We start from the raw sequence: 22,350 nt of genomic DNA, 5'->3' as shown, positions 1-22,350 counted from the left end.
ATTGAATAGGCTCTTAGCTTAAGGATGCCAAACCCGTTATGTATCATGTTGTCGCTGCAACTACCAACCCGGCAAAGATCAAGGCTATTCAGTTGGCCTTTGAGGACACCTTTGGCGTGGACCAATGCCGCATTGAATCGGTCGACGTCGCCAGCGGCGTCTCACTGCAACCCATCGGCAATCTCGAAACCCGCACCGGCGCACGCCAGCGCGTCATGGAAGCGCGCCAGGTACGCCCGGAGGCCGACTTTTGGGTCGGCGTGGAAGCGGGTATCGAAGAGAATATGACCTTCGCCTGGATGACGGTGGAAAACCCGTACACCCGGGGCGAATCGCGTTCAGCCAGTCTGATGCTGCCGGAGACGATTTTACAGGGAATTCGCGCCGGCCGCGAATTGGGGACTGAAATGGCGACCATCACCGGCAATGCCGAAGTGAAGCGCCAGGGCGGCGCTATCGGTATCTTCACCGATGGGCGGTTGAGCCGCACCAGCGTTTACCATCAGGCTCTGCTGTTGGCGCTGGTGCCCTTCCACAACCCGATCTACCAAAACCATAACAACGCGCCGCAAAAATAAGCGTTGACGAGCGAGGCGCGACTAAGGTGCCTCGCTCAGTAATTGCTGCTCCAGCCACTGTTTCAACGCCGGCGTCGCGGCCTTCAGGCTGTTCGAACCGCGAGTGATGGTGGCAATACCGGCCCCCAGTTCGTTCTTCAGCTCACGCTGGCTCATCTCACCGCGCATCAGCTCCTGAATAATCCGCACCCGCGTCCCCAAGGCCGTTCTTTCGTCCGGCGTCAGCAGCAGTTGCAGCAGCGGTTGGTGCAGATCCTGGGCGAACGAATTCTGCAGCAGCGCGACAAAGCGCAGCCAATCCTCATTGCCTTGTTCTGAAAGAGCCGGGTCGTTAAGCGATAATTGCGTCATGGCAAGCCACCATACTATTTAACTAGTACAGCAGCATAGCATAGCGCCGCAAAAATCAATAACGCCTCTGCCACTCGGCATCGGTCAGCACCTTGGCCGGACGATGCATGAGATAGCGATAAAATGCGTCGTAGGCCAGTACGTTCTTCACATAGGAACGGGTTTCCGAGAACGGAATGCTTTCGACAAACGCCACCGCATCCACCCGTCCCTCGCTGTTGCCCAACCAGGTATTCACCCGCGATGGACCGGCGTTGTAGGCCGCCGATGACAGAATACGGTTACGACCGAACTGCTGGTACACATACTCCAGATAACTGGTGCCGATAGTGATGTTTACCCGGGGATCAAGCAGCTGGCTCGGGCTGGTGTAACCGGGAATATTGTACATTTGCACGGTATGTTGCGCAGTGCGCGGCATCACCTGCATTAGGCCGCTGGCACCTACCGGCGACTGGGCTTTCGGGTTCCAGGCGCTCTCCTGACGGGCTATCGCCATGGCGTAGCTTGGCGTGATCCCCTTGTCATCGGTCGCGGCCCGGAACTCTTGCGGCCAGGCTACCGGGAAGCGCTCTTCAAGGTGATCCCACAGTTTGCCAACGATGGTTGCCTGCACGCTGAGATCGGCCCATTTTTGCTCGAACGCATAACGCGCCAGCGCTTCCTGCTCCGGACGGCTGCGGCTGGACACAAACGAGGTCCACTCGCTGCGCGCCAGGTTATCCATATTCCAATACATTAGCTCGCGCACCCGGGCAATCTCCGGCCCGTCCACCAGCGAAGCGCGAGGTTTCGCCGCCACGGCCACCATTACCGGGTAAGGCTTATTCAGTTTCTGCGCCGCCACCATGGGATAGAAGCCGCGTTCGTTCATCAGGCGACGCAGGATCTCTTCACCTTCGCTACGTTTGCCTTCATCCAGCAGCAGGCTCGCACGCCAGTAACGCCATTCATCTTTATTGCGTGACTCTGCCGGCAGGCGAGCCAGCCAGGTAGCCACCCCCTGACGATCGCCATTGCCCAATGCCATACGCACACGACGTTCCAGCAGAGCCGGGGACTGACTGCGCAGGATCACCTTATCTCGCCATTGGGTTTGTTCGAAGGTGGCATCGCTGCCCATCAGGCGCCACGCCACCGCCTCTTCCAACCCCAACTGCTCGCTGTCGCTCATTTTTTGCAGACGCACCAGCGTCGGGATCATCGCGCGAGCATTTTCTACATCCTGGCGCGCCAGGCGTTCAAAGGCGATACCGGTCGCGGCACGGGTAAAATCGGTTGGCCCCACGCTGCGGGCAAAGGATTCTACCGTGGCAGGATCGTTTTGCAGGCGCACCAGCGCATCGCCCATGGTTTGATAATCTGACGGCAGCTGTCGGTAGAGGCTGTTGACCAGGCCACTGTTGCCCTCTTTCAACGCCAACTTCATGCGCTCCAGAATGGCCGACGGCGTCTGTTTCCCGGCGCCCTGCCAGACGTTAAACAGCTTGTCGCAGGCACCCGGCAACGACTTACCGCTCATCCACACGTCTTCGGCGCCGCTCCAGGCCGCCTGTTGATCGCCGGTGGCCCACTTGGCGTAGTAGTAATTGCAACGCGCAGCGATAGGTTTCGGCGCCTGTGGGCTAAAGGACAACAGGGTGCGCCAGTCTTCGCGCCGCGCCAGTTCGTTAACAAAACGCGGGGCCAGTGATTTGGCCGGCGGCAGCGTCGGATGCTGTTTGATAAAATCGTTCACCTCGGAGAACCCGGCCTGACTGAGATCTTGCGTCAGCTCACGGTATTCCAGATAAGGGTATAGCGGGTAATCACGCAGCGTCGGCATCAATTGCGCCACGACGTCCATCTGCTTGCTGTCCCACGCCTGCTTAATCTGCAGGTAACGCTGACGCTGGGCGTCCAGCGAGTCCGCCAATGCGGCGCCTGAGAATGCCGTCAGGCACAGGCCCACAGCCAAAAACCGCCACTTGTCTACCTTGACCATACTGACTCTTTCCTCGCTAATGCTGATGGTGTTGCCAGAGCCGATTCCCCCATTGCCGCGCTACGACAGCAGCCAACGGACAGTGAAACGGCTCTCCGAGTGTTTCGCGCTCTGTCGTGGGATATCGCTTCATCCGGCACGCCAGAACAAAAGTGGGCGCTGAGTGACTGACTCAGCCATCTACCATAGACAGCGCGATCGCTTATCCATTCACTACTGTAGATGAAGTTTATCGTCACGAAGGGCTTCAGGTAAAAAAGGTTTACCCTCGCTGACAAATAAAATAAAGCCGGCACCTAAGACAGCGTATTAATCATTTAACCCGAGGTTAACACTGAGAAACGAACGGCCCATTTATAATTAATAATCACCGCCGACAATAAGATGAAGTCATTTGAAATAATTAGCCATCACAGAATATATTCCGACGTCGACGAACCAAGGCGTTGCGCAAATCCCCCAAACCTCAGGCCGGGCGGGCTCACTTTGCAGAAAACGCCTGGCAAACCCTGGCGGACGTTTTTATACTATTAAAAAAAGGTAAGATAATTCTGAGAAAACGGCACATAAAGCGCGCAACCGGGATATCTTATAATACAATCCGCGCCAATTATGGGTAGATAGTGTTCATCAGGCAGTGCGATTGACAGTTTTCAGCAAGGCAATTATCCCTTCGAGCGGGTCAGGCTTCTCATTGTTATGTTGCCGCATCGGTACTGCGGACGTGGGCAGGAATGGCAGATGAAGATGGCAAAATATGCCGCGTCGTTAGCGACATGCGCAAAAAATTCTCTTGCGAGTTTCATTTGCGCACGTCTGGACTACGGCCGCCTGTTGTCGCTGGTGCTGCTCACCCTGTTGGCCTTTCCCGGTTCAGCCCGCCCCGAAACCGGTGATCCTTATCAAAATCGCATCCATGCCGTCACCACCGTGGTGGTAGGCATTATCAGCTATGCCCGTTGGCCCAGCGAACCCAATCCGATCCGGCTGTGCGTGACAGCACCCACCCAGTATGCCGAAGGCCTGTTCGATCCGATCCTGCTTAGTGCTCCGCGGCCGATTAAGGCCGAGCGAGTATCCTTTGACAGCCCGCTACTGAGCACCGGTTGCGATGTCATTTATTTAGGCAATATTAACGCCGGCCAGAAACAGAATTTTATACAACGCATCAGCGGCCACTCCATTCTCAGCATCAGCGAGAACGATGTTGAATGCTCAGCCGGCAGCGCGTTCTGCCTGCAAATCGAAGGGGATACCGCGAGTTTTAAAGCCAACCTCGATGCGCTGGCGCGTAGCGGCGTGCGCGTTCACCCCAACGTGCTGCAGTTGGCACGCAAACAGGCGCCACCGCTATGAAGTGGTTGCGCAAGAACCGTTCGGGTCAGTCACGCCCTACGCTGGGCCGGGTGCTGCAAAGAGTCCACCTTGGGCTGGCACTGATTGCCGTGGGTACTGCGGGGATCTTTCTGACCCTGGTGGCGCTGTTTGCCCTGCGCGCCTATGCCAACCACAACCTGCATCTGATTGCACGCTCCATCAGCTATACCGTTGAAGCCGCCGTGGTGTTCGAAGACCGTGCCGCCGCCCGCGAAGCCCTGGTGCTGATCGCCTCCAAAGAGGAAGTGTCGGAAGCCAGGATCCTGAACAACAACGGCAAAGTGCTCGCCACCTGGTATCACCCCAAGGACGGCCCGCTGCACGGCATGGAGCAAATCGTGGCGCACTGGGCGTTGCCGGAACCGGTGATCCTGCCGATCACGCATGAAGGCAAAGAGGTCGGCAAAGTGTGGCTGAGCGGCCACGGCGGCAGCCTGCTGCGTTTTTTGCTCCGTGGCATGGTGGGTATGATCGCCTGCCTGGTGCTCAGTACCCTGTGCGCGCTGGTGCTTTCCCGCCGCATGCTGCAGGGGATCGTCCGTTCGCTGGACGATATCGCCAACGTGGCGCATGCAGTACGGCGCGATCGCGCCTTTGGGCTGCGGGTACCTTCGGCACCGATTGCCGAATTGCATGAGCTGAGCAGCGACTTTAATGGCCTGCTGGACGAACTGGAGGCCTGGCAAGCGCACCTGAAACAGGAGAATGACTCGCTGACCCACCGGGCAACCCACGACAGCCTGACCGGCTTGCCGAACCGCGCGTTCTTCGAAGGCCGACTGAGTCGCGCGCTGGGAGACATCGAGTCACCCGAAAAACTGGCGGTGCTGTTTATCGACGGCGATCGCTTCAAGGAAGTTAACGACAGCTACGGCCACGCCGCCGGCGACGTAGTGTTGACCACCATTGCCGGGCGTATCCGCGCGCAATTACGCGAGAGCGACCTGGTTGCACGTTTAGGAGGTGATGAGTTCGCCGTACTGTTGGCACCGGTCCACACTACGGAAGATGTACTGCAGATTGCCGATAACATTATCGACTGCATGACCCAACCGGTGATGTTACCGAACGGCGAAGAGGTCATTTCCTCTTTGAGTATCGGTATTGCACTTTACCCTGAACATGCGGTGACGCCTCAGGGACTCTTGCACGAAGCTGACGATGCGATGTACCAGGCCAAGCATCGTTATAACGGAGGCTGGCGGCTGGCAATACAGAAATAAAGCCCCGGCTATAAAATAAAACTAGGGATTTGATTATGATACAGCAAACACTAAAAAACCGTTTTTCACTGCTGACGATGATGTTTATCGCCCTGCTGGCCCTCGCCGGCTGCCAGAGCAAACCGCAGGGCCTGACGCCCGAGCAGATTGCCCTGTTGCAGTCACAAGGGTTCAAACTGACGGATAACGGCTGGGAATTTGGCCTGTCCGACAAGGTGCTGTTCGGCAACAACGTGGGCAAACTGAACCCGGAAAGCACCGACACGGTGCAGAAAATGGGCCGAGCGCTGATGAGCGTCGGCATCACCAAATTCCGTCTGGATGGTCACACCGATAATTACGGTGAAGACAGCTATAACGACCAGCTCTCGCTGCGCCGCGCCAATGCGGTGGCCGACCTGCTGGCCAGCGTGGGTATTCCGCGCGCTAACATCGAAACTCGCGGCATGGGCAAACGCGACCCGGTCGCCGATAACCGCACCTCCAGCGGCCGGGCGGAAAACCGCCGCGTCGCGATCGTCGTCACTCCTTAAGCGACCAATATGCGCCTTCACGGGCGCATAACCGGTTATACTTAGCGATCGCTGAGTGATGTCTGGGATCCGCTTTCGAAACGGGCTACACTCCGCAGCCAGACATCCTATAAAAACTGATATAGAGAGGCTAGAGCACCGTGGCTCAATACGTCTATACCATGCACCGCGTCGGCAAAGTGGTTCCGCCGAAGCGTCATATCCTGAAAAACATCTCACTGAGCTTCTTCCCTGGCGCCAAAATCGGCGTGCTGGGTCTGAACGGCTCGGGTAAATCCACTCTGTTGCGCATCATGGCCGGCATCGACACCGATATCGAAGGTGAAGCTCGCCCGCAGCAAGGGATCAAAATCGGCTACCTGCCTCAGGAGCCGCAGCTGAACCTGGAGCACACCGTCCGCGAGTCGGTCGAAGAAGCGCTGGCGGAAGTGGTCGGTGCCCTGAAACGTCTGGATGAGGTGTACGCGTTGTACGCTGAAGAAGGTGCGGACTTCGACAAGCTGGCCGCTGAACAGGGTCGTCTGGAAGAAATCATTCAGGCCCACGACGGCCACAACCTGAATACCCAGCTCGAGCGCGCCGCCGATGCGTTGCGCCTGCCGGAATGGGACGCCAAAATCGCCAACCTCTCCGGGGGTGAACGTCGCCGCGTAGCGCTGTGTCGCCTGCTGCTGGAAAAACCGGACATGTTGCTGCTGGACGAACCAACCAACCACCTGGATGCGGAATCCGTGGCCTGGCTGGAACGCTTCCTGCACGACTTCGAAGGGACCGTGGTGGCGATCACCCACGACCGTTACTTCCTCGACAACGTGGCCGGCTGGATCCTCGAGCTGGACCGCGGCGAAGGCATCCCGTGGGAAGGCAACTACTCTTCCTGGCTGGAGCAGAAAGATGCACGTCTGGCGCAGGAAGCCTCTTCCGAAGCCGCACGCCGCAAATCCATCGAGAAAGAGCTGGAATGGGTTCGCCAAGGCGCTAAAGGCCGTCAGTCCAAAGGCAAGGCGCGTTTGGCCCGCTTTGAAGAGCTGAACAGCACCGAATACCAAAAGCGTAACGAAACCAACGAACTCTTTATTCCACCTGGCGCACGCCTGGGCGATAAAGTGGTTGAAGTCAGCAACCTGCGCAAGTCCTACGGCGACCGCGTGCTGATTGACGATCTCTCCTTTGCCGTGCCGAAAGGCGCGATTGTCGGCATTATCGGTCCGAACGGCGCCGGTAAATCCACGCTGTTCCGCATGATGTCCGGTCAGGAACAGCCTGATTCCGGCAGCATCGTGCTGGGCGACACCGTTAAACTGGCCTCGGTCGATCAGTTCCGTGACAGCATGGATAATTCAAAAACCGTTTGGGAAGAAGTCTCCGGCGGCCAGGACATCATGCGTATCGGCAACACCGAAATGCCAAGCCGTGCTTACGTCGGCCGCTTTAACTTCAAAGGCGTCGACCAGGGCAAACGCGTAGGCGAGCTGTCCGGGGGCGAACGTGGCCGTCTGCACCTGGCCAAGCTGCTGCAGGTTGGCGGCAACGTCCTGCTGCTCGACGAACCGACCAACGACCTGGATATCGAAACCCTGCGCGCACTAGAAAACGCCCTGCTGGAGTTCCCGGGCTGTGCGATGGTTATCTCGCACGACCGTTGGTTCCTCGACCGTATCGCCACCCACATTCTGGATTACCAGGATGAAGGTAACGTCGAGTTCTTCGAAGGTAACTTTACCGAATACGAAGAGTACAAGAAACGTACGCTGGGCGCTGAAGCGCTTGAGCCGCACCGTATCAAGTACAAGAGAATCGCCAAGTAATCCGGAAGGCGCCGCATGCGGCGCCTTTTTTAATCCCGAGCCAGTTCGCGGGCATAATCGTCGAATACCGGATGTTGCAACACCACATCGATAAAACAGGCCAGCGCCGGCGAATTAAGCTTGCGGCTCGGATAAACCAAATAGAGTTCATTGCCCTCCGCCTGCCAGTCCGGCAACACCTCCACCAATTGCTTTTGCGCCACCACTTCGCGGCTGAGAAATGCCGGCAGTAAAGTGATGCCCGCGCCGGCGATTGCACATTCACGCGCGTATAACAGGTTATCGGTGATATGCAGCGTCGGCAGTTGCCAGCGAAAATACTCATCGCCTCGGCGCAGATTCCATGCGGGCCAGGAACGGTGCGCGATGCAGCGGTGCTGCTGCAACTGTTGCGGATGCAGGATAGGCGGGTACTGTGCCAGATACGCCGACGATGCCAGCAAATAGCGCGGCGCATGCCCCAAGCGGCGACCAATCAAAGAAGAATCCTGTGGTTTGCCGGTGCGCAAAGCGGCATCGAACCCGTCCTGCACCATATCCACCATCGCATCGGATACCGACACCTCCAGCGAAACGTCCGGATATTGGCGCTGAAAATCCGCCGCCAGCCGTGCCAACAAGGTCGCCCCCAGCCCGGCAGGGGTTGAGATGCGCAACCGGCCGCTGGGGTTGTCACGCAGCCGTTGCAGTGCCAAATCCGCCCGTTCGGCAGCGGTCAGCATCTCCTGACAGTGTTCCAGATAGCGTTCACCGGCAAACGTCAGGTTGAGCTGGCGGGTGGTGCGGTTCAACAGGCGCAGGCCCAACGTCTGTTCCAACTGGCTGATGCGCTGGCTGACGCTGGACTTCGGCAAAGCGGCACGTTTGGCGGCGGCAGTAAAACTGCCGCACTCGGCCACCAGCGCGAATAGCGCCATATCCTGCAACTGCTTAAACCTCATTGTTCACCTTAAACGAACACTTAGTTAGTTATTGTCCATCTTATCACTCCCTCTCAAGAGGTCTACACTGAGGTTATTCATTCGAAAGGAGCACAGTCATGCCGATTAAAGCCATTGCCGTAGACCCGAAAAACCCCGCCGCCTTCATAGAGATCAGCCCGGAAAAACCCACGCCGGGTCAGTACGATCTGTTGGTGGAAGTGAAAGCGGTGTCGGTCAACCCGGTGGATACCAAGGTCCATGCCGGCCTGCAAAAAAGCGGCCTGCAGCAGCCACGCATTCTCGGTTGGGATGCCAGCGGCGTCGTGGTTGAAGTGGGCAGCAGCGTCAGCGGCTTCAAACCCGGTGACGAGGTCTGGTACGCCGGTGATATCACTCGCCCGGGCAGCAACAGCACCCAACAGTTGATCGATTCACGTATTACTGCCCACAAGCCTCGCAGCCTGAACTGGGCCGAGTCTGCCGCCATGCCGCTGACCGCCCTGACCGCCTGGGAGGCGCTGTTCGAACATCTGAAAATTCAGGACGCGGCACCGGGGAAAACCCTGCTGATCATCGGCGGCGCCGGTGGCGTTGGTTCGCTGGCGATCCCGTTTGCGGTACAGCGCAGCCAGGTGAAGGTGATTGCCACCGCCTCTCGTCCCGAGTCGGCGGCCTGGTGTCTGGAGCGGGGTGCCGATCTGGTGGTGGACTATCGCGATCTGAAAGCTAACCTGGCGCAACAGGGCATTGAGAACGTGGATTATATTCTTTGCCTGAATGACACCGACGGCCACTGGCAAGCCATCTCCGATCTGATCGCGCCAATGGGCCACATCTGCACCATCGTAGAAAATGCCCAGCCGTTGGACCAAAGCGCACTGAAGCTGAAAAGCGCCGCACTGCACTGGGAATTGATGTTTACCCGCAGCATGTTCAACACGCCGGATATCGCACAGCAAGGCGAAATCCTCAAGCAAGTGGCGCAACTGCTGGATGAAGGGAAGCTGAGCACCACCCTGAGCGAAACGATGCAGGGGCTAACGGTGCCGACGCTGACCGCCGCGCACCAAAAACTGCTCGACGGACATATGCAGGGAAAACTGGTGATTGTTTACTGATGACCGACGGGGCGCAGCCTGCGCCCCGCAGGCTTAGACTGCAACGCCGACCAGGCGGCTGGCATCGGCCGCCAACAGCTGTTTGACCAGTTCGACGCAGCGCAGGAAGCGCTCGTCGTAATCGCTGGACTCTACGTGTACGTATTCAATGTTGTTGGCCCGCAGCATCTCTTCCAGCAAATACTGGAATGCCTTGCGATCGTTGGGATTGCCCAGGCTGCGCAACCCATCCGCCACCCATGGGGTGTTATTCTCCAGCAGGATCACCAGATCAAACCGGTACTCGTCGATCAACGCCTGTACAAAGGGGTGCTCGCGTCCTTCGTACTTTTTGCAGAACGCCTGAGTGGTCACGAAGTCGGTATCGATAAACGCCACTTTATTGGCGTATTTCACCGCAAAATCGACGTACTGTGCCTGGCCAAGGGCAATTTTGTCGTAGTCGGAATATTGCAACGCCATCTCATCCCCGCCCAGGTGAGAGAACACGTAGTCGCGGCCATATTCCCAGGCGCTGGTGGTATTGAAGATGTTCGCCAACTTATTGACCAGGGTCGATTTACCGCTCGACTCGCCGCCGAGGATGGCCACGGTGCGAACAAAAAACGGCTTCACTTCGGTCGGAATATAGTCCCAATAGCGGAACGGATCCTGACGGATCTGGCGGCCGCTGATGTTCATAAATGAACGTTCGGGATCGATCAGAATGGTTTCAATGCCCAGATGTTCGCGATAGCGCGGAGCATCCTGTGCTTCACTGGAATAGATAAAGCTCGGCACTATGGCTTTCTGCTCCAGAAAAGCTTTCACCCCGTCGCTCCACACGTTCCAGCCGTGCGGATAGGGCTCGATGCCCTGTTCGTCAAACGAGTGAATATGGATGTTTTTCTGATATTTGAAGGTTTGCAGCAGCCAGCGCAGACGATCGCTGACCGTCGGCTGTTGCGACATGGAGCTGTTGTCGAACAGCTCCCGATCGCGCGGTTCATCGTGGCACAGGATCACGTGCAACTCATCCACCTGGCTACAGGCTCGCTGGATCAGGTAAATATGACCGGTGTGCAGTGGGTAAAATTTACCAAACACCACGCCGACCTTTTTCTCACGGCGTGGGAACTCCAGCCCGAGGTAACGGTGCAGCGCCTCCAGCTTCTGGGCGCTGGGGCTTTTGATTTTGTCGTTTAACAGCTGGCTAAGGTAGCCTTTGGTCATGCCACTGGCATCCGCCACCTGCTGCAGAGTGCAGTTCTTCTGCTTAATCGACGCCTTCAGGTAATCAAATTGCCGCATAGCCCCTCCGTTTAGTATGCTAAACAAAATAGCATAATCTGCGTACCCCATGGCAATTAATAAAACTGCTCCAACACGTCCAGCGCATCCGCCAGTTTCTTCACGCCAAACACCTGCATATTGGCCGGCGGTTTTTTCGGTACGTTAGCGTGCGGCACGATGGCGCGCTTGAAACCGTGCTTCGCCGCTTCGGAAATACGTTCCTGACCGCTCGGTACCGGACGGATCTCCCCCGCCAGCCCCACTTCGCCAAACACCACCAAATCGTTCGGCAATGGGCGGTCGCGCAGGCTGGACACCAGCGACATCAGCAACGCCAAATCGGCGCTGGTTTCGCTGACCTTCACCCCACCGACCACGTTAACGAACACGTCCTGATCGGACATCTGCAATCCGCCATGGCGATGCAGCACGGCCAACAGGATCGCCAATCGGTTTTGTTCCAGACCGACCGCAACCCGCCGCGGGTTAGACATCATGGAATGATCCACCAGCGCCTGAATCTCCACCAGCAACGGCCGCGTGCCTTCCCAAACCACCATCACCGAACTGCCGGAGGTCACCTCGTCACCCCGGCTGAGGAAGATGGCAGACGGGTTGCTGACCTCACGCAGGCCCTGCTCGGTCATGGCGAACACGCCCAGTTCGTTCACCGCACCAAAGCGGTTTTTGTGGCTGCGCAGAGTACGAAAACGCGAATCGGCGTCGCCGTCCAGCAGCACCGAACAGTCGATGCAGTGTTCCAATACTTTCGGTCCGGCCAGCGAACCGTCTTTGGTAACGTGGCCGACCATGACAATCGCCACGCCGCGCGTCTTGGCGAAGCGCGTCAGATAAGCCGCCGTTTCACGGACCTGCGCTACGCTACCCGGCGAGGATTGAATATCCGCCATGTGCATCACCTGAATGGAGTCGATCACCATCAGCTTCGGCTGTTCCTGCTCGGCGATCAGGCAGATCTGTTCGATGCTGGTTTCCGAAAGCATATTCAGGCCGCCGGTCGGCAAACCGAGGCGATGGGCGCGCATGGCGACCTGCTGCAGCGATTCCTCGCCGGTGACGTACAGGGTTTTCATCTGCTCGGACAGTTTGCACAGCACCTGCAGCAGCAAGGTACTTTTCCCTGCGCCAGGGTTGCCGCCGATCAGGATCGCACTGCCCGGAACCACCCCGCCGCCCAGCACGCGGTCAAACTCAAGGAAACCGGTGGAAAAACGCGGCAGCTCTTCCAGGCTGATGTCCGACAGCTTTTGCACCTTGCTGATACCGGCATCGCCGGCGTAACCGCTCAGGCGCTCGTTGCGAGAAGAGGAAGACACGGCAGCCAGACGCACTTCTGTAATGCTGTTCCAGGCGTGGCAAGCGCTGCACTGCCCCTGCCAGCGCGGATAATCTGCGCCGCACTCATTACATACAAACGCCCGTTTTGCTGCTTTTGCCACTGATTACCTCTGCTTTATTACCACATTGCTGCTGACGGGCGTCATCGCCGTGTCAGGGGCCTACTTAGCGAACTTCGTGTTTCAGGCTGCCGGTCAACACGCACAGCACGCCCATAAGATCGGCATGACGAATCGACACCTGCGCCTTCTCATACACTTTAGGCTTGGCATGATAGGCAATGCCCAACCCGGCAACCTGCATCATTTTCAAATCGTTGGCGCCGTCACCGATGGCGACAGTTTGCTGCGGTGGAATGCCCAGCTTTTCCGCCAGTGCCACCAGCGTATCTGCTTTGAACTGCGCGTCCACCACCGGCCCCAGCACCTCGCCGGTCAGCTTGCCGTCGCGGATCTCAAGCTCGTTAGCCACCACGGCCACCAGCTTCAGTCTGTCACGCAGATATTCGGCGTAGTAGGTGAAGCCGCCGGAGGCAATCGCCACGTGCCAGTCCATCGCCTGCAGCTTGCGCACCAGGTTGGTCAGTCCGGACATCAGCGGCAGCTCGTCGCGCACCTGTTTGAGGATATTGGCATCGGCGCCTTTCAGCGTGCCGACGCGCTGACGCAGGCTGGCAGTAAAGTCCAGCTCGCCGCGCATCGCGCGTTCAGTCACTTCCGACACCTGCTCACCGACGCCCGCCAGTTTGGCGATCTCGTCGATGCATTCAATTTCAATCGCGGTGGAGTCCATATCCATCACCAGCAACCCAGGGGTGCGCAGGTGAGGGATCTTGCCCAGCGGCGCCACATCCAGCCCGCTCTCCGCCGCCAGCGTTTTGGCGCGTGCCGTCAGCGTGCCCGCCAGACGCACCACCTGATAATCCTCCACGCACCAGGCGGTGACGATCACCATCGCCGCGCCCAGCTTGCGCTGGAAATCGGTAATGCGCGTTTTGTTCAGTTCTCTGCCATATAATAGCCAACCGGTATGACCCGCCCGATAATCCAGCGGCATCACTTCGTCACCGCTCAGCGAAAGGGGAAGACCCGGCCATTGAGAGATCTCAGCCGGGAGATCGCAATAGGTCAGACTATTCGACATCCTTAACTCCTGAAAAAACACTGCATGATAAAACGACGCATCAAGCTATCCTATCGCCATTGCTTCTGGCAACATAAAGTGTCCAAGATGCCCAAGGAACCTGCATGGCCCGCGCTAAACTGAAATTCCGCCTGCACCGCACCGCTATTATCCTGATTTGCCTGGCTTTGCTGGTGCTGTTGATGCAGGGTGCTTCCTATTTTAGCCTGAGTCACCAATTGGCGCGATCCGAACAGGTGGAAGAGCTGGCGCAAACGCTGACCAAACAGGTGGCATCCAGCCTGGCCCCCCTGATGGATGACGACAGCGACGTCGACAACCAACGCATCGACGCCATCCTCAACCAGCTCACTGACCACAGCCGCATTCTGGACGCCAGCGTCTATCAACTGGACGGGTCCCTGGTTTCCCACGCCGGTGAGCAGATAAGTATACGCGATCGCCTGTCGCTTGACGGTAAACGCGCCGGCAGCTACTTCAATCATCAACTGGTAGAGCCCATCGAGAACAAAGACGGGCCGATCGGCTTTATCCGCATCACGCTGGACACCCACGTGCTGGCGACCGAATCCAAACAGGTGGATAACACCACCAACCTGCTGCGCCTGATGATCCTGCTGGCGCTGGCCATCGGCATCATCCTGGCGCGTACCCTGCTGCAGCACCGCCGCAGCCGCTGGCAGCAGTCCCCGTACCTGTTAACCGCCAATACGCCATTGGAAGAAGGTAATACGGTGGAGAATGACGATGACGAACGGCCGGAAGAAAAGAAAGAAGAGAAGAAGCCCTAGGCTAGACCGCTGACAAAGCCCGTTATTAGGGAGAGCGTGCCGTAGGGGTCGTAGCGGCTTGCCCGCCGACCCATTTGCCGGGAGCAAATGGGAACGACTTCCAGTCGGCCCGTAGGGTGGGACACATGGACGTGTCCCATAATGGCCCCTCGGTGCGCTAGGCCCGGGTATCTCAGGCTCAAAGACTACTTTGTCATCAAACTCAGCCCTAGGCTCCCTCTAAGCCATGCGCTGGATGTGTTCGTTCAGCCCTTGAACCTGCATCAACATCTGGTCGGCAACACCACGGAACGCCTCGCTGATCAGCTCATGCTGTGCCGTACGTTGCCAGAACGCCAGCGCCATCAATTCCGCCTGCCGCCAAATAGCGCCGCTGACTTCATGGCTCAGCCGAATTTCCAACGCGGTGTGCCGCATATTGCCGCTGCTGGTTGGAGCAAATGCCATCGGCAACATATCGTATAACGGCGCCAGCGCTATCGGCCGCTGTTCAGGGCGCAAGAACGATAAATTACCCTGGTGCATATCACTATTGGCTATCAATCTGCCGAATGCCCAATACAGAGCCATTCGCTGACAGGTCGGACGGTCGATCACACCTTGCCGCAGTAACCCCTTGGCGGCAGTGGCCCAGTTAACATTGCCGCTCCCGCTGAATTCGGCATCCAGGGCTTCCAACGAAACCATCGCCACCCGGCCAAACTGACCTATGCGATCGAACCGCTCGATCTCCAGAAAACATTGCCGGTCCTCACCCAGCAGGATTTCACCCTGTGCAGCAGGAAATCCGGCTTCCGCCACAACCTGCAACGCCAGTGATTCTGCGATCAGCAAATCACTCCAACGCTGAGCATTCGGGTTTTCCGGCGCCGTACTGAATTTCACCAGCACATGACCGCATCGATCATCCTTCAGTTCGGCATAGGCGATAAACTTGGGTTGCTCTCCGCCTGCAGAAGACCCGACCAGTTCCCCTGCCAGCGCCAGCTTCGCCAGCTGCGCGTAGCGGATTTTTTTATCCGTCATCGGCACGGCTTCCTGCGGACTCCGGGCCAGCCAGCGTTGATAACTTCCATTACCGGGCAACAGACTGCCACTCATGTCATCCCCAAAGTGACAAACGGCTACCAAGCGCTGTTCTTCGCTCCATAGCAAGGTATCTTCCGGCAGCCGCAAAACATGCGAGATGGCTTTCCCCCACGCCCGACCAAGAAAACCTGTCGGCCGCAGATCATTAAGGTACCAAGGCAATCCATCATAGAGGTGCCATTCGCCATTTTGCTCATTGTGGACCGCATAACTCTCCGCCGGATAGACAGGATAAAGCGTGGCCAGCTTAGAGACCTTGCCCTGCTCGCTCACCTGATAGAGTGGAAAATGCGTCTCCCCTCCCACAACCCTGCGCAATGCATAGCGGGTGGCTCGGCCTTTACCCATAGTCAGCACCGCTTCCGCCAGCGTATGGATACGGCGCGACAGCGTCGGTTGGCTGATACCCAGCGCATCGGTGAGTGCTTTCGACGCGGCGGGCCCCTTACGCAGAACTTGCTCGAGGCTAGTCATAGATGAATAGATGAGTGAATAGATTGGTGAATAGAGTAATAGCGCTAATTATCTATAAGGTAAAGCATTTCAAGAAAATGAGGGGAGTACGATGAATAGATTAGCTGGGGCGCAGCAGAACGCTGCGCCCGCAGTATGATTAGGCTTTGTCGCCCAACAGCACAGATTCCAGCGCGATAATGATCATTTCATTAAAGGTGGTTTGACGCTCTGCCGCGGTGGTCGCTTCATGACGCAGAATGTGGTCGGAAACGGTACAAATGGTCAGGGCCTTGGAACCGAACTCTTCGAACAGCTCAGCCGCCACGCCGTAGATGCCGGCCGCTTCCATTTCCACGCCTAGGATGCCGTACTTCTTCATCACCTGGAACATATCCGGATCCGGCGTATAGAACAGATCAGCGGAGAAGATGTTACCTACGCGTGCCGGGATGCCCTGCGCCGCTGCCGCATCTACTGCGTTACGCACCATGTCGAAGTCGGCGATCGCCGCGTAGTCGTGATCCTTGAAACGCATGCGGTTCACTTTGGAATCGGTGCAAGCACCCATACCGATCACCACATCACGCAGTTTGATATCGTCACGCACCGCGCCGCAAGAACCCACGCGGATGATTTTCTTCACGCCGAATTCGGCAATCAGTTCACGCGCATAGATGGAGCAGGATGGGATACCCATACCGTGGCCCATTACCGAGATTTTGCGGCCCTTGTAGGTACCGGTAAAGCCCAGCATGCCACGCACGTTGTTCACTTCCACCGCGCCTTCCAGGAAAGTTTCGGCGATGTATTTTGCACGCAGCGGATCGCCCGGCATCAGTACTACGTCAGCGAAATCACCCATTTCAGCATTAATGTGCGGCGTAGCCATAATTATCTTCCTTCAGAAATCATATTTAATAAAAACGTCAAACATCTAAGCCTTGAATTTCGAGTTGCAGCTAGGCAGCTAGCGGGTGAATCCCCAGGAGCTTACTTGAGTAAGTGACTGGGGTTCACTCGTGAAGCTAACAACGCTGCGGCTTGAAATACGGGGCTTAGAGCATGGATTTACCGTAGTCCATCGGTGACACACCAAAGTAGCTGGCTACGGTCTGGCCGATGTCGGCGAAGGTTTCACGGTGGCCCAACGAACCCGGTTTCACTTTCGGGCCATAAACCAGGACAGGAATGTGCTCACGGGTGTGGTCGGTGCCCGGCCAGGTCGGATCGCAGCCGTGGTCAGCGGTGAAGATAATGATATCTTCATCTTTCACCAGTTTCAGCAGCTCCGGCAGGCGGCGGTCGAACAGCTCCAGCGCTGCGGCATAGCCTGCAACGTCGCGGCGGTGGCCGTAAGAGGAGTCAAAATCAACGAAGTTGGTGAACACTATGGTGTTGTCACCGGCTTTTTCCATTTCGATCAGGGTGGCGTCGAACAGCGCGTCGATGCCGGTAGCCTTGACCTTTTTGGTGATGCCCACGTTGGCGTAGATATCGGCAATCTTACCGATCGACACCACTTCGCCGCCCTTCTCGTCCACCAGCTTTTTCAGCACGGTTGGCGCCGGTGGCTCTACGGCCAGATCGTGACGGTTACCGGTACGCTGGAAGTTGCCCGGCTTGTCGCCCAGGAATGGACGCGCGATCACGCGGCCAATGTTGTAACCGCCTTCGGTCAGCTCTTCACGGGCGATTTCACAGAGTTCATACAGACGATCCAGGCCGAAGGTCTCTTCGTGGCAGGCGATCTGGAATACCGAGTCGGCAGAGGTGTAGAAAATCGGCTTGCCGGTTTTCATGTGCTCTTCGCCCAGTTGGTCGAGGATCACGGTGCCGGAGGAATGGCAGTTACCGAGGTAGCCCGGCAGGTTAGCGCGCTCGACCAGCTTGTCCAGCAGTTCCTGCGGGAAGCTGTTGTGTTCGTCGCTGAAGTAACCCCAATCGAACAGTACCGGCACGCCGGCGATTTCCCAGTGGCCTGACGGAGTATCTTTACCAGAAGAGAGTTCGCTGGCGTAAGCGTAGGCGCCGATGATGTCCGCATTGCGATCCAGCCCTTGCGGGAAGGTGCCGGTGGATTCTTCCGCCGCTTTGCCCAGGCCCAGACGGCTCAGGTTAGGCAGCGTCAACGGGCCCTGACGGCCAACGTTGGCTTCACCGCGTGCGCAAACTTCGGCAATGTGGCCCAGAGTGTCGGAGCCCTTGTCGCCAAAACGCTCGGCATCTTCACTTGCGCCAATACCGAATGAGTCTAATACCATAATAAATGTACGTTTCATCATGCTCTCCTGCGTGTTCTCACGCTGTGGGCGACAGCGAAAAGGCCGCTGCAGCTCCTGATTCGTTAATTATTCCGTGATGCGCTTGTAGACCACAGGCGTCACTTCCGGCGCTTTGTCGCTCAGCACCATCGCACTGCGTACCGCGTCGGCCGCCTGCTGCCAGCTCTCTTCGTCGTTGGCGTGGATCACCGCCAGCGGCTGCTGGGTATCCACTTTGTCGCCCAGGCGTGCCATGCCGGTCAGGCCCACGCTGTAGTCGATGCTGTCGGTTGCACGGCGACGACCGCCGCCCAAAGACACCACCGCCATGCCCAGCGCACGGGTATCCATTGCACTGATGATACCTGTTTTCTCGGCGTAAACCGGCTTGCTGAGGGTCGCGGCAGGCAAATAGCTGTCGTAGCGCTCGACGAAATCGGTCGGGCCTTGCTGTGCAGCGACCATGCGGCCAAACACTTCTGCCGCTTTACCATTGTCCAGCACCGCCTGCAGTTTGGCACGCGCATCGGCATCATCTTTCGCCAGGCCACCGGAAAGCAGCATTTCCACGCACAGCGCCATGGTCACTTCCAGCAGGCGCGGATTGCGGTATTCGCCGGTCAGGAAGCGCACAGCTTCGCGAACTTCCACTGCGTTGCCGGCGCTGGAGGCCAGCACCTGGTTCATGTCGGTCAGCAGCGCGGTGGTTTTGCACCCGGCGCCGTTGGCTACGCCAACAATCGCCTGCGCCAAATCAGCCGACAGCGCGTAAGTCGGCATAAAGGCACCGGAACCGACTTTAACGTCCATCACCAACGCATCCAGACCTTCCGCCAGCTTCTTCGCCAGGATAGAGGCGGTGATCAGCGGAATGGAATCTACGGTAGCGGTGATATCGCGGGTCGCGTAGAAACGTTTGTCCGCTGGGGCCAGCGAGCTGGTCTGGCCGATAATCGCCACGCCGACGTCCTGAATAATTTTGCGGAAGGCATTGTCGTCCGGGAAAATATTAAAACCCGGGATCGCTTCCAGCTTGTCCAGCGTGCCGCCGGTATGGCCCAAACCACGGCCGGAGATCATCGGCACATAGCCGCCGCAAGCCGCCACCATCGGGCCCAGCATCAGCGAAGTGACATCGCCCACGCCGCCGGTGGAGTGCTTGTCGACCAGTGGCCCGTTCAGTGACAGGCTTTTCCAGTCCAGTACGGTACCGGAATCACGCATTGCCATGGTCAGCGCCACGCGCTCCGGCATGGTCATATCGTGGAAATAAATGGTCATCGCCAGCGCGGCAATTTGACCTTCTGAGACTACGTTGTCACGGATACCATTGATGAAAAAGCGGATTTCTGCTTCGCTCAACGGCTGACCGTCACGTTTCTTACGGATAATTTCTTGGGCCAGGAACAAAGCGTCCCCCTGTTTTAGCTAGAGTAGAGTGCAGGCTGGCGATCATCTCGCCTTGCCGACGTAATCGATCAGTAACCGCTGCCGGACTGCCCGGCACTGTGGCCCAGCGTCGTCAGCAGGCTGGCTAACAGACTGGAAGCCCCGAAGCGGAAATGACGCGCATCGGCCCAACCTTCGCCCAGAATACGATCGGCAAGTTGCAGATAGTGCAGCGCGTCTTCCGCAGTGCGTACGCCACCGGCCGGCTTGAAGCCCACCGTTTTGGCAACGCCCAGATCGCGGATCACCGACATCATCAGCTCGGCGCTTTCCAGCGTCGCGTTGACCGGCACTTTACCGGTAGAAGTTTTAATAAAGTCAGCACCGGCGTTGATGGCGATTTCCGATGCTTTACGGATCAGACTGGCCTGCTTGAGCTCACCGGTTTCAACGATCACTTTCAACAGCACGTTGGCCGCCTGGCAGGCCTGCTTACACTGTTTGACCAGTTCAAAACCCACCTGCTCATTACCGGCGATCAGCGCGCGGTAAGGGAACACCACGTCCACTTCATCAGCGCCATAGGCGATTGCCGCACGTGTTTCCGCCAGCGCGATTTCGATATCGTCGTTGCCATGCGGAAAATTGGTGACGGTCGCAATGCGGATGTCCGGCGTCCCCTGCTCACGCAGAGCCTTGCGCGCCACCGGGATAAAACGCGGGTAAATGCAGATGGCCGCGGTATGGCCGGCCGGGCTGTTTGCCTGACGACACAGCGCGATCACTTTTTCATCGGTGTCGTCGTCGTTCAGCGTGGTCAAATCCATTAAGGTCAGCGCACGTTGCGCTGCTGCGGTTAATTCGGTCATAAAACTCTCCAACTGAGAACCTGGGTGTTGGCGAGCGGACTTGGTTCCTTGAAGATAGCGCTGGGGAACGGGTTCCCACCGCGGCAACTGAGATCCTTCTCACCGCACATAACCCTTCGCATCGCGCAGGGTCAGTAATAGCTATTTGAACATGATCGCCGAAGGCAATTCGCGTTCGGGGTCACACTATATGAAATAACACTGTAACAGGCCGGAATTATATGTGAAGACCATCACAAAATAACGCGATATCGTTCACAAATTCGCTAAAGAAACAGACGCGGGCACAGCACGCTGTGCCCGTCTTAGAGTATAGGCGCTGTCCTGCAATAGGGCTCGCGGCGCTATCACAGGACAGGACCGGGGGTTACAGCGCCAGGAAGAACCCGGCGATGGTTGCACTCATCAGGTTGGAGAGCGTACCCGCAGCCACGGCTTTCAGACCGAAACGAGCAATATCGTGACGACGGTTCGGTGCCATGCTGCCCAGCCCGCCGAGCAGGATCGCCACCGACGACAGGTTGGCAAAGCCGCACAGCGCAAAGGAGATGATCGCCTTGGTGTGCGTGGACAACACCTGCAGCCCTTCTGCCGCGACCACATCATCCGGACGCAGGTAAGCACCGAAGTTCATGTAGGCGACAAACTCGTTAACGATAATCTTCTGACCGATAAACGAGCCGGCGGCCATCGCTTCATGCCAAGGTACGCCGATCAGGAAGGCGATCGGTGAGAACACCCAACCGAGTATCAGCTCCAACGACAGCTGCGGATAATCGAACCAGCCGCCGATACCGCCAAGGATTCCGTTCAGCAAAGCGATTAACGCGATAAACGCCAACAGCATCGCGCCGACGTTCAGCGCCAGCTGCATGCCTGAAGCCGCACCTGAAGCTGCCGCATCGATCACGTTGGCCGGGCGTTCATCTTCTGCGATCAACTTCATCGCGTCGTCTTTATCGTGGGTTTTTTCGGTTTCCGGCACCATCAGCTTGGCGAACAGCAGGCCGCCCGGCGCAGCCATAAACGAAGCGGCGATCAGGTATTCCAGCGGCACGCCCATCTGGGCATAACCCGCCAGCACCGAACCGGCCACCGAGGCCAGGCCGCCACACATCACGGTAAACAGCTCAGACTGGGTCATGGTGGCGATATACGGACGCACCACCAGCGGGGCTTCAGTTTGGCCGACAAAAATGTTGGCGGTCGCCGACAGCGATTCGGTCCGCGAAGTGCCCAGCAGCTTTTGCAAACCACCGCCCAACACGCGGATCACCAATTGCATGATGCCGAGGTAATACAGCACCGCAATCAGCGAGGAGAAGAACACGATCACCGGCAGTACGCGCAGCGCAAAAACGAAACCGCCGCCGCCGAAGACTTCAAACATCTTGTCAGATACCAGACCGCCGAAGATAAATGAAATGCCCTGATTACCGTAGGCGATCACGTTGGCCACACCGGCCGACATGCCACCAAGAATCGAACGTCCTACCGGGACATACAGCACCAGCGCGCCGATGGCGACCTGAAGCACAAATGCCCAAACAACGGTGCGCAGATTGATCGCGCGGCGGTTGCTGGAGAGCAGCACCGCAATGGCGATCAGCACCGCCATGCCGACCAGGCTCATGATGAGTTGCATGCAAAGTATCCCTGTTGCGAAAAAGAAATGCATCCCTGTCAGAGAGGAACACGGGGTTGCTTTAGAGTAATTTCGGGGAGCGATTATACGGAGCGAGGTAACCCTCGTACCGATTTATGTCACAAATGCATACAACAAGAAGCAAATGAAAATCTTATAACGTGATAAGCATCACAGTTAT

19 protein-coding genes are annotated in these 22,350 nt (G+C 57.5%); 7 read left to right on the top strand and 12 right to left on the bottom strand.

Features of this window, described 5'->3' with window-relative positions:
- Nucleotides 1-38: 38 nt before the first annotated feature.
- The gene (gene yjjX, locus LQ945_RS16495) at nucleotides 39-578 is read left to right on the top strand and encodes an inosine/xanthosine triphosphatase (protein ID WP_020825133.1); all 540 of its coding nucleotides are present in this window, start codon (nucleotides 39-41) and stop codon (nucleotides 576-578) included.
- 21 nt (nucleotides 579-599) lie between these two features.
- On the opposite strand, the gene trpR is transcribed toward yjjX, so the two are convergent.
- The gene (gene trpR / locus LQ945_RS16490) at nucleotides 600-929 is read right to left on the bottom strand and encodes a trp operon repressor (RefSeq protein WP_262242108.1); all 330 of its coding nucleotides are present in this window, start codon (nucleotides 927-929) and stop codon (nucleotides 600-602) included.
- A 55-nt stretch (nucleotides 930-984) separates the two neighbouring features.
- Nucleotides 985-2,913, bottom strand: a complete 1,929-nt coding sequence (gene sltY, locus LQ945_RS16485) for a murein transglycosylase (RefSeq protein ID WP_269934960.1) — start codon at nucleotides 2,911-2,913, stop codon at nucleotides 985-987.
- A gap of 741 nt (nucleotides 2,914-3,654) precedes the next feature.
- Here sltY and LQ945_RS16480 point away from each other — a divergent pair.
- The 4 genes from LQ945_RS16480 to ettA all read left to right on the top strand — a co-directional run bounded on the left by LQ945_RS16480 (nucleotide 3,655) and on the right by ettA (nucleotide 7,854).
- Entirely contained in the window at nucleotides 3,655-4,269 is a 615-nt protein-coding gene (locus LQ945_RS16480) for a YfiR family protein (protein WP_044554106.1), read from the top strand.
- Nucleotides 4,266-5,513: a diguanylate cyclase domain-containing protein gene (locus LQ945_RS16475; RefSeq protein WP_269934959.1), complete on the top strand. Its 1,248-nt coding sequence runs from the start codon at nucleotides 4,266-4,268 to the stop codon at nucleotides 5,511-5,513. The genes LQ945_RS16480 and LQ945_RS16475 overlap by 4 nt, the downstream gene beginning before the upstream one ends.
- A 35-nt stretch (nucleotides 5,514-5,548) precedes the next feature.
- On the top strand, nucleotides 5,549-6,046 hold the full coding sequence (locus LQ945_RS16470) for an OmpA family protein (RefSeq protein WP_020825128.1): 498 nt from the start codon (nucleotides 5,549-5,551) through the stop codon (nucleotides 6,044-6,046).
- A 140-nt stretch (nucleotides 6,047-6,186) separates the two neighbouring features.
- Nucleotides 6,187-7,854, top strand: a complete 1,668-nt coding sequence (gene ettA, locus LQ945_RS16465) for an energy-dependent translational throttle protein EttA (protein ID WP_041414175.1) — start codon at nucleotides 6,187-6,189, stop codon at nucleotides 7,852-7,854.
- A gap of 29 nt (nucleotides 7,855-7,883) precedes the next feature.
- Here ettA and LQ945_RS16460 read toward each other — a convergent pair whose 3' ends face one another.
- Nucleotides 7,884-8,795 (bottom strand): LysR family transcriptional regulator, encoded by a 912-nt coding sequence (locus LQ945_RS16460; RefSeq protein WP_270101255.1) that lies wholly within the window; start codon nucleotides 8,793-8,795, stop codon nucleotides 7,884-7,886.
- Between the two features lie 98 nt (nucleotides 8,796-8,893).
- On the opposite strand from LQ945_RS16460, the gene LQ945_RS16455 reads away from it, so the two are divergent.
- Nucleotides 8,894-9,895 (top strand): zinc-binding alcohol dehydrogenase family protein, encoded by a 1,002-nt coding sequence (locus tag LQ945_RS16455; protein ID WP_270101254.1) that lies wholly within the window; start codon nucleotides 8,894-8,896, stop codon nucleotides 9,893-9,895.
- Nucleotides 9,896-9,928: 33 nt separating this feature from the next.
- Here the strand turns inward: LQ945_RS16455 and nadR are convergent, their stop codons facing one another.
- The 3 genes from nadR to serB form a co-directional block, all read right to left on the bottom strand.
- A complete protein-coding gene (nadR, locus tag LQ945_RS16450; protein WP_020825124.1) occupies nucleotides 9,929-11,185 on the bottom strand; it encodes a multifunctional transcriptional regulator/nicotinamide-nucleotide adenylyltransferase/ribosylnicotinamide kinase NadR in 1,257 nt (418 codons plus the stop codon).
- A 56-nt stretch (nucleotides 11,186-11,241) separates the two neighbouring features.
- Nucleotides 11,242-12,627 (bottom strand): DNA repair protein RadA, encoded by a 1,386-nt coding sequence (gene radA / locus LQ945_RS16445; protein WP_020825123.1) that lies wholly within the window; start codon nucleotides 12,625-12,627, stop codon nucleotides 11,242-11,244.
- A gap of 64 nt (nucleotides 12,628-12,691) precedes the next feature.
- Entirely contained in the window at nucleotides 12,692-13,669 is a 978-nt protein-coding gene (gene serB, locus LQ945_RS16440) for a phosphoserine phosphatase (protein ID WP_020825122.1), read from the bottom strand.
- Nucleotides 13,670-13,773: 104 nt separating this feature from the next.
- Between serB and LQ945_RS16435 the strand changes: the two genes are divergently transcribed.
- Nucleotides 13,774-14,460, top strand: a complete 687-nt coding sequence (locus LQ945_RS16435; RefSeq protein ID WP_270101253.1) for a YtjB family periplasmic protein — start codon at nucleotides 13,774-13,776, stop codon at nucleotides 14,458-14,460.
- 219 nt (nucleotides 14,461-14,679) lie between these two features.
- Here LQ945_RS16435 and yjjJ read toward each other — a convergent pair whose 3' ends face one another.
- From yjjJ to LQ945_RS16405, 6 genes are all read right to left on the bottom strand, one after another.
- The gene (gene yjjJ, locus LQ945_RS16430; protein WP_270101251.1) at nucleotides 14,680-16,023 is read right to left on the bottom strand and encodes a type II toxin-antitoxin system HipA family toxin YjjJ; all 1,344 of its coding nucleotides are present in this window, start codon (nucleotides 16,021-16,023) and stop codon (nucleotides 14,680-14,682) included.
- Nucleotides 16,024-16,162: 139 nt separating this feature from the next.
- Nucleotides 16,163-16,894 carry a purine-nucleoside phosphorylase gene (gene deoD / locus LQ945_RS16425; protein ID WP_182820707.1) on the bottom strand — a complete coding sequence of 244 codons (732 nt, stop codon included), beginning with the start codon at nucleotides 16,892-16,894 and terminating at the stop codon, nucleotides 16,163-16,165.
- Nucleotides 16,895-17,060: 166 nt separating this feature from the next.
- Nucleotides 17,061-18,284, bottom strand: coding sequence for a phosphopentomutase (deoB, locus tag LQ945_RS16420; RefSeq protein ID WP_044554100.1), 1,224 nt, complete (start codon nucleotides 18,282-18,284; stop codon nucleotides 17,061-17,063).
- A gap of 69 nt (nucleotides 18,285-18,353) precedes the next feature.
- The gene (deoA, locus tag LQ945_RS16415; protein WP_182820709.1) at nucleotides 18,354-19,676 is read right to left on the bottom strand and encodes a thymidine phosphorylase; all 1,323 of its coding nucleotides are present in this window, start codon (nucleotides 19,674-19,676) and stop codon (nucleotides 18,354-18,356) included.
- Between the two features lie 68 nt (nucleotides 19,677-19,744).
- The gene (deoC, locus tag LQ945_RS16410; RefSeq protein ID WP_044554098.1) at nucleotides 19,745-20,524 is read right to left on the bottom strand and encodes a deoxyribose-phosphate aldolase; all 780 of its coding nucleotides are present in this window, start codon (nucleotides 20,522-20,524) and stop codon (nucleotides 19,745-19,747) included.
- A 367-nt stretch (nucleotides 20,525-20,891) separates the two neighbouring features.
- Nucleotides 20,892-22,169: a NupC/NupG family nucleoside CNT transporter gene (locus LQ945_RS16405; protein WP_269934954.1), complete on the bottom strand. Its 1,278-nt coding sequence runs from the start codon at nucleotides 22,167-22,169 to the stop codon at nucleotides 20,892-20,894.
- Nucleotides 22,170-22,350: the final 181 nt, after the last annotated feature.

This window comes from Serratia liquefaciens (assembly GCF_027594825.1).
In the GTDB taxonomy this organism is placed as follows: domain Bacteria; phylum Pseudomonadota; class Gammaproteobacteria; order Enterobacterales; family Enterobacteriaceae; genus Serratia; species Serratia liquefaciens_A.
Note: the sequence above shows the minus strand (reverse complement) of the source record. Positions and strands in the feature narration are given on the sequence as shown.

Bases quoted from the DNA above. Each gene is read 5' to 3' on its own strand.
- yjjX (WP_020825133.1), top strand. From the start codon at position 39: ATGTATCATGTTGTCGCTGCAACTACCAACCCGGCAAAGATCAAGGCT.
- trpR (WP_262242108.1), bottom strand. From the start codon at position 929: ATGACGCAATTATCGCTTAACGACCCGGCTCTTTCAGAACAAGGCAAT.
- sltY (WP_269934960.1), bottom strand. From the start codon at position 2,913: ATGGTCAAGGTAGACAAGTGGCGGTTTTTGGCTGTGGGCCTGTGCCTG.
- LQ945_RS16480 (WP_044554106.1), top strand. From the start codon at position 3,655: ATGAAGATGGCAAAATATGCCGCGTCGTTAGCGACATGCGCAAAAAAT.
- LQ945_RS16475 (WP_269934959.1), top strand. From the start codon at position 4,266: ATGAAGTGGTTGCGCAAGAACCGTTCGGGTCAGTCACGCCCTACGCTG.
- LQ945_RS16470 (WP_020825128.1), top strand. From the start codon at position 5,549: ATGATACAGCAAACACTAAAAAACCGTTTTTCACTGCTGACGATGATG.
- LQ945_RS16460 (WP_270101255.1), bottom strand. From the start codon at position 8,795: ATGAGGTTTAAGCAGTTGCAGGATATGGCGCTATTCGCGCTGGTGGCC.
- LQ945_RS16455 (WP_270101254.1), top strand. From the start codon at position 8,894: ATGCCGATTAAAGCCATTGCCGTAGACCCGAAAAACCCCGCCGCCTTC.
- nadR (WP_020825124.1), bottom strand. From the start codon at position 11,185: ATGCGGCAATTTGATTACCTGAAGGCGTCGATTAAGCAGAAGAACTGC.
- serB (WP_020825122.1), bottom strand. From the start codon at position 13,669: ATGTCGAATAGTCTGACCTATTGCGATCTCCCGGCTGAGATCTCTCAA.
- LQ945_RS16435 (WP_270101253.1), top strand. From the start codon at position 13,774: ATGGCCCGCGCTAAACTGAAATTCCGCCTGCACCGCACCGCTATTATC.
- yjjJ (WP_270101251.1), bottom strand. From the start codon at position 16,023: ATGACTAGCCTCGAGCAAGTTCTGCGTAAGGGGCCCGCCGCGTCGAAA.
- deoD (WP_182820707.1), bottom strand. From the start codon at position 16,894: ATGGCTACGCCGCACATTAATGCTGAAATGGGTGATTTCGCTGACGTA.
- deoB (WP_044554100.1), bottom strand. From the start codon at position 18,284: ATGAAACGTACATTTATTATGGTATTAGACTCATTCGGTATTGGCGCA.
- deoC (WP_044554098.1), bottom strand. From the start codon at position 20,524: ATGACCGAATTAACCGCAGCAGCGCAACGTGCGCTGACCTTAATGGAT.
- LQ945_RS16405 (WP_269934954.1), bottom strand. From the start codon at position 22,169: ATGCAACTCATCATGAGCCTGGTCGGCATGGCGGTGCTGATCGCCATT.